Annotated in this window: 14 protein-coding genes; 5 read left to right on the top strand and 9 right to left on the bottom strand. The window is 72.5% G+C overall.

Annotation, left to right across the window (positions count from 1 at the left end; all coding sequences use genetic code 11):
• Positions 1–34: 34 nt before the first annotated feature.
• The 3 genes from FXF65_RS10510 to FXF65_RS10500 all read right to left on the bottom strand — a co-directional run bounded on the left by FXF65_RS10510 (position 35) and on the right by FXF65_RS10500 (position 2,626).
• A complete protein-coding gene (locus FXF65_RS10510) occupies positions 35–901 on the bottom strand; it encodes an NAD(P)-dependent oxidoreductase (RefSeq protein ID WP_148349573.1) in 867 nt (288 codons plus the stop codon).
• Positions 902–1,002: 101 nt separating this feature from the next.
• A complete protein-coding gene (locus FXF65_RS10505) occupies positions 1,003–2,100 on the bottom strand; it encodes a phosphotransferase enzyme family protein (protein WP_187412205.1) in 1,098 nt (365 codons plus the stop codon).
• 124 nt (positions 2,101–2,224) lie between these two features.
• A complete protein-coding gene (locus tag FXF65_RS10500; protein WP_148349572.1) occupies positions 2,225–2,626 on the bottom strand; it encodes a nitroreductase family deazaflavin-dependent oxidoreductase in 402 nt (133 codons plus the stop codon).
• Positions 2,627–2,763: 137 nt separating this feature from the next.
• On the opposite strand from FXF65_RS10500, the gene paaI reads away from it, so the two are divergent.
• Positions 2,764–3,210 (top strand): hydroxyphenylacetyl-CoA thioesterase PaaI, encoded by a 447-nt coding sequence (gene paaI / locus FXF65_RS10495; protein WP_342787295.1) that lies wholly within the window; start codon positions 2,764–2,766, stop codon positions 3,208–3,210.
• Positions 3,211–3,279: 69 nt separating this feature from the next.
• Here paaI and FXF65_RS10490 read toward each other — a convergent pair whose 3' ends face one another.
• Entirely contained in the window at positions 3,280–4,146 is an 867-nt protein-coding gene (locus tag FXF65_RS10490; RefSeq protein ID WP_148349919.1) for a helix-turn-helix domain-containing protein, read from the bottom strand.
• A 663-nt stretch (positions 4,147–4,809) separates the two neighbouring features.
• Between FXF65_RS10490 and FXF65_RS10485 the strand changes: the two genes are divergently transcribed.
• Positions 4,810–5,118 (top strand): hypothetical protein, encoded by a 309-nt coding sequence (locus FXF65_RS10485; RefSeq protein ID WP_148349570.1) that lies wholly within the window; start codon positions 4,810–4,812, stop codon positions 5,116–5,118.
• A gap of 109 nt (positions 5,119–5,227) precedes the next feature.
• Here the strand turns inward: FXF65_RS10485 and FXF65_RS10480 are convergent, their stop codons facing one another.
• The 3 genes from FXF65_RS10480 to FXF65_RS10470 are packed head-to-tail and all read right to left on the bottom strand — an operon-like array spanning position 5,228 to position 7,766.
• On the bottom strand, positions 5,228–6,022 hold the full coding sequence (locus FXF65_RS10480) for an ABC transporter permease (protein WP_148349569.1): 795 nt from the start codon (positions 6,020–6,022) through the stop codon (positions 5,228–5,230).
• Complete coding sequence (locus FXF65_RS10475) at positions 6,019–6,795, bottom strand: ABC transporter permease (RefSeq protein ID WP_148349568.1); 777 nt, start codon at positions 6,793–6,795, stop codon at positions 6,019–6,021. The genes FXF65_RS10480 and FXF65_RS10475 overlap by 4 nt, the downstream gene beginning before the upstream one ends.
• Complete coding sequence (locus tag FXF65_RS10470; protein ID WP_148349567.1) at positions 6,792–7,766, bottom strand: ATP-binding cassette domain-containing protein; 975 nt, start codon at positions 7,764–7,766, stop codon at positions 6,792–6,794. The genes FXF65_RS10475 and FXF65_RS10470 overlap by 4 nt, the downstream gene beginning before the upstream one ends.
• Before the next feature lie 144 nt (positions 7,767–7,910).
• On the opposite strand from FXF65_RS10470, the gene FXF65_RS10465 reads away from it, so the two are divergent.
• Both FXF65_RS10465 and FXF65_RS10460 read left to right on the top strand, forming a co-directional pair.
• The gene (locus FXF65_RS10465) at positions 7,911–9,041 is read left to right on the top strand and encodes a sensor histidine kinase (RefSeq protein WP_222868486.1); all 1,131 of its coding nucleotides are present in this window, start codon (positions 7,911–7,913) and stop codon (positions 9,039–9,041) included.
• 7 nt (positions 9,042–9,048) lie between these two features.
• Complete coding sequence (locus tag FXF65_RS10460) at positions 9,049–9,705, top strand: response regulator (RefSeq protein WP_246198483.1); 657 nt, start codon at positions 9,049–9,051, stop codon at positions 9,703–9,705.
• A gap of 485 nt (positions 9,706–10,190) precedes the next feature.
• On the opposite strand, the gene FXF65_RS10455 is transcribed toward FXF65_RS10460, so the two are convergent.
• Positions 10,191–11,096 carry a TIGR03620 family F420-dependent LLM class oxidoreductase gene (locus FXF65_RS10455; RefSeq protein WP_148349565.1) on the bottom strand — a complete coding sequence of 302 codons (906 nt, stop codon included), beginning with the start codon at positions 11,094–11,096 and terminating at the stop codon, positions 10,191–10,193.
• 83 nt (positions 11,097–11,179) lie between these two features.
• On the opposite strand from FXF65_RS10455, the gene FXF65_RS10450 reads away from it, so the two are divergent.
• Positions 11,180–11,887 (top strand): TetR/AcrR family transcriptional regulator, encoded by a 708-nt coding sequence (locus FXF65_RS10450; protein WP_148349564.1) that lies wholly within the window; start codon positions 11,180–11,182, stop codon positions 11,885–11,887.
• 57 nt (positions 11,888–11,944) lie between these two features.
• Here FXF65_RS10450 and FXF65_RS10445 read toward each other — a convergent pair whose 3' ends face one another.
• Positions 11,945–12,847 carry a hypothetical protein gene (locus FXF65_RS10445; protein WP_148349563.1) on the bottom strand — a complete coding sequence of 301 codons (903 nt, stop codon included), beginning with the start codon at positions 12,845–12,847 and terminating at the stop codon, positions 11,945–11,947.
• Positions 12,848–12,850 lie beyond the last annotated feature (3 nt).

The following is a 12,850-nucleotide window of genomic DNA, read 5'->3' as shown; positions in this document are numbered from 1 at the left end:
ATGCGCTGCCGGACGGCCGTGCCGCGCGTGCCGGTCACGAGGGGAAGCTCGCGCGGTAGGTGGCGGCCATGTCCTCGTCGCCGTGCCCCTGCCCGATGACGCGCCGGAACCGCTCGCCCGCCGCGTCGTTGACGTCCACCCGGATGCCCGCGCCCTCGGCCGCGTCGTGGATCAGCCGCGTGTTCTTCTCCGCGTTGTCGACGGCGAAGCTCGGCGAGAAGTCCTCGGCGAGCATCGCCTTCATCTTCATCTGCAGGTAGACGCTGTCGAGCGGGCCGCCGGTGAGGACGTCCCCGAGCAGCGACGGGTCGAGCCCTAGGCCCTTCGCCAGCGCGACCGACTCGGCCACCACGGCGGTCAGCGAGATCGCGTAGCTCACCGCGGCGAGCTTCAGCCGGGTGCCCGCGCCGGACGCGCCGTCGCCGTCCAGCCAGAGGGTCCGGGAGCCGACCGCGTCGAACAGCGGGTCGAGGACGGTCCGCGCGTCCAGCGGCCCGGCCGCGAGGACCATCAGCTTCCCCTGCTCGGCGGGCTGCCGCGTCCCCTGGACGGGCGCGTCGACGAACACCACCCCGTGCTCGGCGGCGAACCCGGCGAGCACCGGCACGGACGCGACGGCGACCGTCCCCATCTGCGCCCAGACCTGCCCGCGGCGCAGCGCCCCCGCCGCGTCCTTGAGGACGGACAGCGCCGTGTCGCCGTCGTTCAGCATCGTGATGACGACGTCGGCGTCGACGACCGCCTCGCCGGGGGAGTCCGCCACCGCCGCGCCGTCGGCGGCCAGGGGCTCGGCCCGCGACCGCGTGCGGTTCCACACCGTCACCTGGTTCCCGTGCTTGAGCAGGTTGCGGGCCATCGCCGCGCCCATGATCCCGGTGCCGAGCACCGCCACTTCCGTCATGATCGCCCTCCTTTTGGATCGCATGGTACAGAAACATGCCGCCCCTGAACGCCTACCCAGCGAACGTGTCCTCCTCGCCTCCGGACGCGCCGGAAAGCGCTCTAGCCGTAGGCGGGGTTGTCGCCGGGGGCGTCGGTGAACGCGGCCGTGTAGGGCGCGGCGAACGCGTCGAGGGTGCGGTCGAGGTTCGCCGACCACCACGCGACGAGGGCGGCGGAACCGCGGTCGCCGTCGTCGCCGTGCTCGCCGCCGTCCCCGAGGTAGCGGTTCCGCAGCGCCGCCACGTCGCAGAGCCGCTCCCACCACTCGCGGTGCACCGCCGCCTGGATCTGCCCGGCGTCCAGTGGGAACGCCGACCGGTGCCCGCGGACGAACGCCGCCACGCGGTCGAGGTCGAGGCCCCGCTCGTCGTCGCACGCGAACAGCCGCGCCGCCGACCGCACCACCTCGCCCGCGACCGGGCCGGTGGTCAGCCCGTCCCAGCCGAGGACGGCCGTCACGTTGCCGGACCCGCCGTAGCGCAGATGCCCCGCGTCGAACGCGCCGTGCAAATGCCCGACTGTGCTGACCTCGATCTCCGGCGGCTGGTGCCCGGCGAACTCGGCGAGCAGGGCGCGCCGCTCCCGCAGCCGCCGCCCGGTGAGCGCGTCGAAGTCGGTGCCGTCGCCGTCGCCGGGGACGTCCCGCAGCATCTCCTCGACGGCGGCGGACGCGGCCGCGGCGCGCGGCGTCGGCACGAGCAGGCTCTGCTGCACCGGCGGCGTCAGCCGGTCGAGGGCCTCGTGCAGGCGGCCGAGCAGCTCGCCGAGCGCCTCGCACTGGCCGAACGTCAGCTCCAGGCCGCCGCGCCCGCGCCCGCCGACCCACGGGTACAGGACGTAGCCGCGCCCCGCGGAGGTGACCAGCGTCCGGCCTGCGCGCGCGGGCAGCGGCGCGAGGACGGGCAGGCCCTCCTCGTCCAGCGCCGTCGTGACGGCGTGCTGGAACAGGACGCGGCGGCGGTCGGGCCGGTCGTGCTCGCGCAGGAAGTACTCCCCGGCCGCCGTCCGGACGCGCCAGGACCGGCGGCCGGACCCGCCGTGCAGCGGGTCCGCGCCGCCGGCCGCGCCGATCTCCCAGCGCCCGAGCAGCCGCGGCGGCGGACCGGTGTCGGCGCTCTGCTCCGCGCCCCGCTCTTCGGCGCTGTGTGACGTCGGCACCTCGGCACCTCGGCTGCGTCGGACGGACGATGGTCGAAAGGATGTTCTACGTCGACGCTACACGTCCCGTCCCGCACCGCAAAAGGGAATCGCGAAAGGGGCCCGTGCCCCTCAGGCGCGAGTTTCAGGCCCGTTCGAGGATGACCACGGGAATCTGCCGGTCCGTCTTCTTCTGGTATTCGTCGTAGTCGGGCCAGACCGCGGCCATCTTCCGCCACAGCGCGGGCTTCTCGTCCGGTCCGGCGACCCGCGCGTGGGCCGTGAACCGGTCGTCCTTCACCTGGACCTTCACCTGCGGGTCGGCCTCGATGTTCTTGAACCAGAGCGGGTCGTCCTCGGCGCCGCCCTTGGACGCCACGATGACGAAGGCGTCGCCGTCCGGCTGGTAGATGAGCGGGGTCGTGTGCTCCTGGCCGGTGCGGCGTCCCTTGGTGGTGAGCAGCAGCGTCACCGTCCCATTCCAGTCGTGCCCCTCCGCGCCGTCGGTCTCCTGGTAGCGCGCGACGTGTTCTTTCCCGTACAGCATCGGTCTCTCCTCGGCGTTGGCGTTGTCCCGGCTCTGGATCCGCCGCACGGCGCGGCGGCCGTCCGCATAACCTCCGGATGCCCGATGACCTTCCCCGCCGCGCGCCGCTGATTCCGAACCGTCATTACCCTGGGCGCGTGGACGCGGCTGAGACGGCGCGGCGATGCGCCGAGACGATGTACGCGCGGGACAAGGTGGCGCAGGACCTGTCCATGCGGGTGACCGAGATAGCGCCCGGACGGGCGTCCCTGCGGATGACGGTCGGCGACACCATGGTGAACGGCCACGACATCGCGCACGGCGGGTACGTGTTCCTGCTGGCCGACTCCGCGTTCGCCTACGCGTGCAACACCCATGACAGCGTGACGGTCGCCGCGTCCGCCGACATCGTGTTCGTCGCGCCAGCCCGCGCCGGGGACGTCCTGGAGGCGACCGCCGTCGAGCGCACCCGCTACGGGCGCAGCGGGATCTACGACGTGACGGTGCGGCGCGTCCCGGACGGCGCGGTCATCGCGGAGTTCCGCGGCGGCGGCCGCAGCCGCGACCAGCGCGTCCTCGACGACCCGGCGCCCACGCGAGACTGACGCCTCACCCTCAGGCGAGATTGACGCCCGCCGTCCGGGCGGGCCCGGCCGGACGGCGCGGGCGGCGGGTCAGAGGTCGCGGAGGGCGCGGGTCAGGTGGTCGGCCGTGCCGTCGGGGCGCGCGGCCGTGACGCACAGGTTGTTCATGGCGCGCATGTAGGTGTCGACGTCGGTCGGCTTGTCGAGGTAGAGCGCGCTGGTGAGCTGCTCCAGGTACACGACGTCGGACAGGCCCGGCTCGGCGAAGCGCAGGATCGTGAACGGCCCGCCCGCCGCGGCGTGCCCGCCCGCGCCGAACGGCACGATCTGCAGCGTCACGTTGGGCAGCTCCGACACCTCGATGAGGTGCTCGATCTGGCGGCGCAGCACGGCCCGTCCGCCGAGGGGGCGGCGGATGACGGCCTCGTCCACGACGGCCCACAGCGTCGGCGCGCCGGGGGAGGTGAACCGCTCCTGCCGGGTCCGGCGGAGCAGGACGCGCCGCTCGACCTCCTCCTCGGAGGCGTCCGGGAAGCCCAGCCGCACGACGGCGCGGGCGTAGTCCTCGGTCTGGAGCAGCCCGGGGACGAACTGCAGCTCGTAGGTGCGCAGCAGGGACGCCGCCTCCTCCAAGCCGAGGTAGACCTCGAACCAGCTCGGCAGCACGTCGCCGTACCGGTGCCACCAGCCGGGGGTGTTGGCCTCCTTCGCGAGCTGGAGTAGCGGCGCCCGCTCGGCGGGGTCGGACACCCCGTACAGCGTGAGGAGGTCGGAGACGTCGCGCTCCTTGAAGCCGACCCGGCCGAGCTCCATGCGGCTGATCTTGGAGTGCGAGCCGCGGATCTCGTAGCCGGCCTGCTCGGTGGAGATGCCGCGCGCCTCGCGCAGCCGGCGCAACTGGGCGCCGAGCAGAATGCGCAGGACGGTCGGTCCGCCGCGCCGGGGATAATCGATCAGCCGTCCGGCCGGATCACCTTCGGACGGAGGTGTTGGGGCAGCTGAATCCTGGGCCAAGGGGTCACCAGCCAGTCGAAGGGTCTGCTCGTGGGACGGAGAGGCACCGACCCATGTTAGAGGATCCCACACCGTTTTTGGGAAGCGCGGAAAATGCTTCCGCATGAAAACATCCGGTACGGGTCGGCCGGGTGAGGTTCGCGCGGTGATCGCGTGATGATCGTCGGCCGTTCCCGGGCGAAGGGCGGCGAGAAGGTCGCGGAGACGGCCGATGACCAGTGCTGTCGGTGGCGCAATGGCTCCGCAGCGTGGTTCGGTCACTATGCGTGAGTACCGCCGGGCGTCAATTCCGGGCCCGGCCGCACCGCCGTTGCCAGGCCAATTGGGGACGGTTCCGCCGCGCCGGCGCGGCCAATCGGACGGAACATTCCCGCCGGTCGGTATGGCCCGCGAATGACCGCCGCCGGGCATTCCGGTGAATTCGCGGTTCGGCGCCGCCGGGTTGTCCGGGGATCTTCGTGACGAAGCTCTCGTCCGAGAAGGGTGATGTTTGAGACGCGCGTGGCGTTGTTAAGGCAGAGGGGTGATCGGCGGCGGGCCGCCGCCGCGTCGGCGACCGGCCGCCGCAGCCGCTCACGCAACGAAGCGAACAGCACTGGGGGGATCATGAACGCGACCCGAGAGCGACCGGAGATCCGGTTCCTCACCTCGGGGGACGTCACGGCGCACGAGCGCGGGGCGGCGGAGCGCGCCGTCCGGGACGCGCTCGCCGGAGCGCAGCACGTCACGTCCGTCAAGGTCACGCTCAGCGTCGTGGCCGACCCGTCGCTGCCGCGCCCGGCGCTCGCCCAGGCCGTCGTCGACCTCGACGGCCGCCGCGTCCGCGCCCAGGCCGCCGCCCGGCGCATCGACGAGGCCATCGACATGCTCCGCGAACGCCTGGCGATCCGGACGTACGCCCTGCGCACCGGCTGACCCGGCACGACACGTCCGACGGCGGCGCCCCGGGTCGGGGCGCCGCCGTCTTCCGTTCCAGGGCAAGTCTCACACCCAGCGCGGTCGGGGCTCACGTTCCAGGGCAGGCTCAGGCGTCGCGGCGGCGCAGGACGGCGGCCGCGAAGCCGAGCGGCACGATCGCGTACGCCGCGAGCAACGCCGCCGCCGCGCCCGGCGGGAGCAGGTCGCCGTAGATGGAGTTCTCCGCGTCGCGTCCGGCGATCTGCGCGGGCAGGCCGCCGATCATCACCGAGCCGACCCGCTCGTTCCACGGCCCCGGCAGGTGGTACACCAGCAGCGGCAGGACGTGCCACGCGAACACCAGCGAGACGATCGAGCCCGCCGTCGACCGCAGCAGCGCGCCGAGCGCGAGGCCGATGAGCGCGTACACCGCCGGTGTCGCGCCGGCGACGGCGAAGCCGGGCAGCTCGTGCGCGAGGGACGCGCCCTGGTCCGCGAACCGCCGGTCGCCGACGACGAGCCGCGTCCCGACGAGCGAGCCGACGGTCACCGCCTCGCCCGCGACCAGCGCGACCGTCCCGACGACGGCCGCCTTGGCGGCGAGGAGCACGCCGCGCCGCGGCACCGCCGTGAACGTCGTGCGGATCATGCCGGTCCGGTACTCGGGCGTGATCGCCAGCACGCCGAGGACGCCGACGCACAGCCCCGCCGCCCAGCCGCCGATCTCCTGCAGCGGACGCAGCTCGAACTTCGTCCGGTCCGCGGCGGACAGGCCGTCCCACGCCCGCGCCACCTGGACGCCCAGCAGCAGGACGAGCCCGAGCGTCAGGGCCGTCGCCGTCAGCACCCAGTACGTCGACCGGACCGAACGCAGCTTCCACCATTCGGCCGCGACGGCGTCCGCCGCCCCGCGCCCGTTCAAGCGTCCCTGCGGACGAACGAGAACGCGCCCACCGCCAGCGCGATCGCCACGTACACCGCCATCAGCACGGCCGCGACCGGCGCGGGCAGGACGCCCTCGCCGCCGGACGTCCCGGGCGCCGCCGCGATCTGGCCGGGCAGCGCCTCCGGCAGCAGCGACCAGGCCCGGTCGTCCCACGGCGACGGCAGCAGCCGCGTCAGCACCGGCACCACGATCAGCAGCCCCAGCATGGACGTGATCGTCGCCGCGGTCGACCGGAGCACCGCGCCCACCCCGTAGGTGATCAGCGTCAGCGCCGCCGCCGCCAGTCCGACCCACAGCAGATGCGCCGCCGTCGCGCCCGCCGGGCCGTGGAACGTGGGCAGCGCCCGGTCGCCCACGACCGCCTTCCCGCCGAGGAACCCGGCGGCGAGGCTCGCCAGCGCCGCCGCGAGCATTGCGCCTCCGGCCACCCCCGCCTTCGCGGTGAACAGGGTCAGTCGGCGCGGCAGTGCGGTGAGGCTCGTCCGGTGCATGCCGGTCGCGTACTCCGAAGTCAGCGTCAGCGCTCCGAGGACCACCGCGCACACCGGCAGGGTCACGGCCAGCAGTTGGTCCGGGGGAGACGCCTCGGTCCGCGACCGCTCGGCCGCCGACAGGCCGTCCCAGTAGTGGCCCACGTACCAGGAGTAGAGGACGCAGAGCAGCATGAAGACCCCGACCGCGCCGAAGACGGCCGCGGTCGAACGGATCGTGCGGAGCTTGTACCACTCAGCCGCGAACGCATCGATCATGACGTCCTCCTCGCGGTGGCCTCGGTGGTGGGCTGCGTTTTGGCGTCGGCGGTGAACTCGGCGTTGCCGGAGGTGAGCGCCATGTACGCCTCCTCCAGCGAGGCGCTGTGCGGCGTCACCTCGTGCAGCGGGATGCCCTTCGCGGCGGCCATGTCGCCGATGGCCTCGACGTCCAGCCCGCCGACCGCCAGCCTGCCGTCCGCCAGCCTGCCGTCCGTCGCCGGGCCGCCGGGGGCGGGCTCGACGCTGCCGCCCGCCGCCTCCAGCACTTCGGTCAGTTCTGCCGGACGCGGCGTCCGGACGAGCACCCCGCGCCCGAACCGCTGCGCCAACTCGCGCACGGACGTGTCCGCGATCAGCCGTCCGCGGCCGATGACGATCAGCCTGTCGGCGGTCAGTTCCATCTCGCTCATCAGATGGCTGGAGATCAGCACGGTCCGGCCCTCGGCGGCGAGCGCCCGCATCAGCTCCCGGATCCAGCGGACGCCGTCCGGGTCGAGGCCGTTCACCGGCTCGTCGAACATGAGCACGCCGGGGTCGCCGAGCAGGGCCGCCGCGATCCCGAGGCGCTGCCGCATGCCGAGCGAGAACCCGGCGACCCGCTTGCGCGCCACGCCCGCCAGGCCCACCTGTTCGAGGACCTCCGTCACCCGCCGCGCCGGGATGCCGTTGCCGCGCGCCAGCCAGCCGAGATGGTCGAACGCCCGGCGCCCGCCGTGCACCGCGCCGGCGTCCAGCAGTGCGCCGACCTCCCGCATCGGCCGCCGCAGCGCCGCGTACCGGCCGCCGTTCACCAGCGCCTCGCCGGACGTCGCCGCGTCCAGCCCGAGCAGCACGCGCATCGTCGTCGACTTCCCCGCGCCGTTCGGGCCGAGGAAGCCGGTCACCGTCCCGGGCCTGACGGCGAAGGACAGCCGGTCCACCGCCGTCGTCGCGCCGTAGCGCTTGGTCAGCTCGCGTACTTCGATCATGCGGTCGACCCTCGTACGGGACGCCTTCGCCGCACATCGGATCGGGGGCGGGACTCGTCCGTCGGAGCGTGCTCCGAGACCGTCCCGCCCGCCTCGGACCCTGGTATGAGGCGGCGGTTCGGGGCGTCCGGATAACGTCGTGACGTGGACGAACCCGACCCGCGCTCCTCTTCCCGGTGGCCGGACGAGCGTCGGCTGATCGGCCTGGACGCGGTCGCCGCCGTCCTGTGCACCTTTGCGCTGCTTGTCCTCCCCGGGGAGACGGGCGTCTCGGCGCTCCTCGCCCTTCCGGTGGCGGCGGCGATCGGGCTGCCGCTAGCGGCGCGGCGGGTGTGGCCCGTCCCGGTGTTCGCCGTCGTGCTGGCCGCCTCGACCGCGTCGCTGCCGCTCGGCCTGCCGTGGGACTCCTACGTCGCCGCCGGGTTCGCCCTCTACCCGGTCGCGCTCACCCGCCGCCGGCGGCACTGGATCCCGACGCCGCTCATCGGGTTCGCCAGCTCCGTCCTGATCTTCGCCGGGGGGATCGCCGGGCCCGCCGACTGGCACGCCGAGGTCGCCGGCCGGGTGCTGATGGGGCTCGCGGTGCTCGGCGCGTCCTGGACGCTCGGACGGGTCGTCCGCGAGCGCCGCGCGCAGACCGCGCGGTCCGCTCGCCAGCTCGCCGACCAGGCCGTCTCGGACGAGCGGCTCCGCATCGCCCGCGAACTCCACGACGTCGTCGCGCACAGCATGAGCCTCATCGCGGTCAAGGCCGGGGTCGCCGTGCACGTCGCGGAGGCCCGCCCGGAGGAGGCCGTCGACGCCCTCCGCGTGATCGAGACGACGAGCCGCGCGTCCCTCGCCGAGATGCGCCACCTGCTCGGCGTCCTCCGGACCGGCGAGGCCGACCTCGCGCCGTCCCCGGGCCTGTCCGGGCTGCCCGGTCTCGCCGAGCGCGCCGCGATGGCCGGTGTGCACGTCGACCTGGAGGTGGACGCGGCCGACCTACCCGAAGGCGTCGAACTGTCCGCCTACCGGATCGTGCAGGAGGCGATCACCAACGTCGTCAAGCACGCCGCCCCCGCCCGCTGCCGCGTCCGCATCCGGGTGGACGAACTCCGCGTGCGGATCGACGTGACCGACGACGGGCCGGGCGTCCGCGTCCTCCCCGGCGGGGACGGGCACGGGCTCATCGGGATGCGCGAGCGCGTCATGATGTACGGCGGCGACTTCACCGCCGGGCCGCGTCCCGAAGGAGGCTTCGCTGTGTCCGCCGCCTTCGCCTACGAGCCCTAGGAGCCCCGTGGATCTGCGTGTCCTCGTCGCCGACGACCAGGCACTCGTGCGGGGCAGCTTCCGCGTCCTCGTCGACACCGCGCCCGGGCTGCGCACCGTCGGCGAGGCCGGGACCGGGGCCGAGGCCGTCCGGCTCGCCGAACGCGAACGACCCGACGTCGTCCTCATGGACGTCCGCATGCCCGAGATGGACGGCATCGAGGCGACCCGGCGCATCTGCTCCGACGTGCCCGGCGTCCGCGTTCTGATCCTCACCACCTTCGACCTGGACGCCTACGTCTACTCCGCGCTCCGCGCCGGGGCCAGCGGCTTCCTCCTCAAGGACACCCCGCCCGCCGACCTCCTCTCCGCCGTCCGCGTCGTCGCCTCCGGCGAGTCGCTCCTCGCCCCCTCGGTGACCCGGCGGTTGATCGCCGAGTTCGTCCGGCGCCCCGGCCCAGCGCGGGACGCCCCGCCCGACCTAGACGCCCTGACGGACCGCGAACGCGAGGTCCTCACGCTCATCGCCCGCGGCCTCTCCAACACCGAACTCGCCGCACATCTGCACCTGAGCCCGGCGACCGTGAAAACGCACATCGGCCACCTCCTCTCCAAACTCCAGGCCCGCGACCGCGCCCAACTGGTGATAGCCGCCTACGAATCCCGCCTCATCCACCCCCAGTAACAAACCCACAACTAGCCTCCGAGGGCCAGCAGAGCCCCGAGGGACAGGCGAGCCCTCGAGGGGCGGCAGAGCCCTGAGCCACGAAGAACGCCGGGCCCGCAGGCCATGGCAAAGATTGGTGGATCGCGAAAGACGAAGCGGGCCTGGGAGATTCGGAACCTTAGAAAGGGCGACCCGTGAAAGACTTCGAAGGTTCAGGTTCTAGAGGGCAGCAAAAGCTGGCCTGTGAGAGGGGGTGAATTCTGGCATGTGATAGAAGGACGAAGGTTGGCTTGTGAGAGGTCGGAGAGGGTTTGGCCTGTGAAGGGCTGACGACAGGTCGAGTTATGAGGAAAGATGGTGCAGGTTCGGGCTGCGCGAAGGGACGGCCAAGCTCGCGGGCCGTGGCTGGGGGCGAAGGCTCGGGCCGTGAGAAGTCGGCGAGGGTTCGAGCTTTAAGAAGGACGTCGGAGGCTCGGACTGTGAAGAGCCGACAACGGTTCGGGCTATGAAAGGATAGCCGGGGCGAGGCGCTCGAATTGCTCGGCCGACGAGGCCGGGTCGGGAGCGAAGACGCTGAGGCACACATGGTCGGCCCCGGCGTCCAGGTGGTCCTGGATCCGCTTGGCGATCGCCGCCTCGTCGCCCCAGCCGTAGCAGGCGTCGATGACTTCGTCCGAAGCGCCGTCGGCCAGCGCTTCTTCCGAGTAACCGAGACCCTTGAGCGCGCGGGTGTACGGCGAGCCCGGCATTTCGAGCATCCGCGTCTGCCGCGCCATCCCGCGCGCCTTCCCCGGATCCGTCTCAAGAATCACCCCCTGGAGAACGATCAGAAGTTTGTCATCCCCGAGCCTTTCTCTCGCCAGCCTGGTGTGCTCGACCGGCATGGCGGCGGGCAGTGCGCCGTCCGCGCGGTCCCTGGCCAGTCCCTGCATCTTCGGTCCGAGTGCCGCCAGCAGTCGCGGGAACGGAGTCTCCGGGACGGGTGCCGCGTCGACCGAAGCGTCCATTCCGTCGAGGTAGTCGCGCATTCGGTTGAGCGGGCTCGTCCATTCCTGGCCGCTCTGCTCGACGAGCGCGCCCATGCTGACGCCGATTCCCAGCGCGAGCCGTCCCGGATACGCGTCGGCCAGCACGGAGGCGGCGCCCTGCATGGCAGCGGGATGCCGCGCCCACAAGTTCGCGATGGACGATCCGAGCACGATGCGGTCGGTCGCTGCCAGCATCACGCTCAACTGGGTGAACACCTCACGCCCCCCAATCGCCTCGTTCACCCAGATCGATCCGTAACCGGCGTCTTCCACCCGGCGGGCGGCGCGCCGCCACTCCTCCGCCGGTGCGATCGGTGTGGTGAGCGTGGCGCCGACCCTGCCCAACCTGCTCCGCATCTCGTCAACCGCCGTGACCGCCATCAGTCCTCCTATACTCGGAACGGATAACCCGCTTAGCGACGTTACCGGAACGATCGCCCCGTTTGTCAACCTGAGGAGGCCCGATGAGCGGACAGCCCCGACGCGCCGACGCGCGCCGCAACCGCGAGCGGATCGTCCAGGCCGCGTTCGAGGCGTTCGCCGCCGACGGACACCTTGTCCCGCTGGACGACATAGCCCGCCGCGCCGGAGTCGGGGCCGGCACGGTCTACCGCAACTTCCCGACCAAGGAAGCCCTCTTCCACACCGTCATCACCGAGCGCATCGCACAGATGGTGGACGAGGCCCAAGCCCTGGCCGACGCGGACGATCCCGCAGACGCCTTCCACGGCTTCCTGATGTGGGCCGTCGAACGCGCCATGTTCAACCACGCGCTCTGCGACGCCCTAGCGGCCGACATCGGCACCTTCAACGTGGACAACCTGGACGAGGAGTTCACAGCGGCCCTAGATGTCCTCCTGCGCCGTGCCCAGGAGGCCGGAGCCGTACGCGCCGACGTGGACGTCCGCGACGTACGAGCCCTCATGGTCGGCACCATGCTCATGGAACGCCTGCGCCGCCAGGACTCCCCGCCCGGCCGCATGACCTCCCTCGCCTTCGACGCCTTGCGTCCCGTAACGAAACAAAACGAAACTCGGTCGGCACTCCGTAACGAAACCCACTGCGAGATCTGCCGGACTCCCGTCACCCGCGCCTCCACCGGCCGCCCACCCCGCTACTGCAGCCCCTCCTGCCGCCAGAAGGCCCACCGCCGCCGCGCAACCCGCCCCTGACCCGACATCAGCCAGTCGGCGGGCGGGTCAGGATGATGCGGGCCAGGGTGAGGTGAGTCAGGTAGGGAAGGGCTGGTCGGGGTCGTGGGTGAGGACTTCGTGCAGGATCGGCGGGACTTCGTCCCAGAGCCACTCGTTCAGGGTGCCGGGGAAGCCCGCGGGCGGGCCGATGCCCAGCCGCCCCGGCGCGGGTTCCGTCAGGCGGACCAGGACGGGCCCGTCGTCCCAGACCGGATCGAGGCTGCCCCAGTACGCGGCGAAGTCCAGGCTCGTGAGGAGCAGCTCGTCCGGGACGGTGTGCACACCCGGATGCCGGGCTAGAGGCAGCAGCCGCTGCGCGGTCGTCCGGACGAGGTTGAGCGCGGCGATGCCGTGCGGGCAGGCCGCTCCTGTGATCTCCAGTTCGGGCAGGCCGAATTGGTACAGGCCGCGGCTCGTCAGATCGACGCAGGCGCAGCCGTCGATGTCGTCCTCGTCGGCGGTGCACCTGCCGGAGTCGCGGTAGGGCGGTAACGAGGCGCCGATCCAGTTGTCCGCCAAGATGAACTCGTCGAAGCGTCCAAAGGGGGCGATCGGCGAGACGTCATTGGAGGCGAGGTCCACCAGGACGCCGCACACCGATTCGGCGATCACCGTCGCCGTGGCGCGGGCGAGGTGCGGACCGGACGGAAGGTCCCCGACCGGCAGGACGGACGTCACGCCGATGTGCCGCGTGGCGGCCTGGGCCCGCTCCGCGTCGTCGTCCTCCTCGGCGGACACGTCGTCGAGGTTCCAGGGCGAGTCGGCGGCGCGGTGGCTGGCCACGACGAGGCCGGGAGTGCCGAGGCGCAGCGAGACCGCCTCGGCGAACGGCGCGGGAAGCCGACGCCGGATCGTGGTGCGCAGGTCGTCGAGGTCGCGGTCGGCGGCGACGACGAAGCCGGTGGTCGTCTCCTCGGGAACCGTGATGGTGACGGGCATTGC

This window comes from Actinomadura syzygii (assembly GCF_008085905.1).
Lineage (GTDB): Bacteria > Actinomycetota > Actinomycetes > Streptosporangiales > Streptosporangiaceae > Spirillospora > Spirillospora syzygii.
The sequence above is the reverse complement of the archived record's forward strand: the minus strand, read 5'-3'. Positions and strand labels throughout refer to the sequence as shown.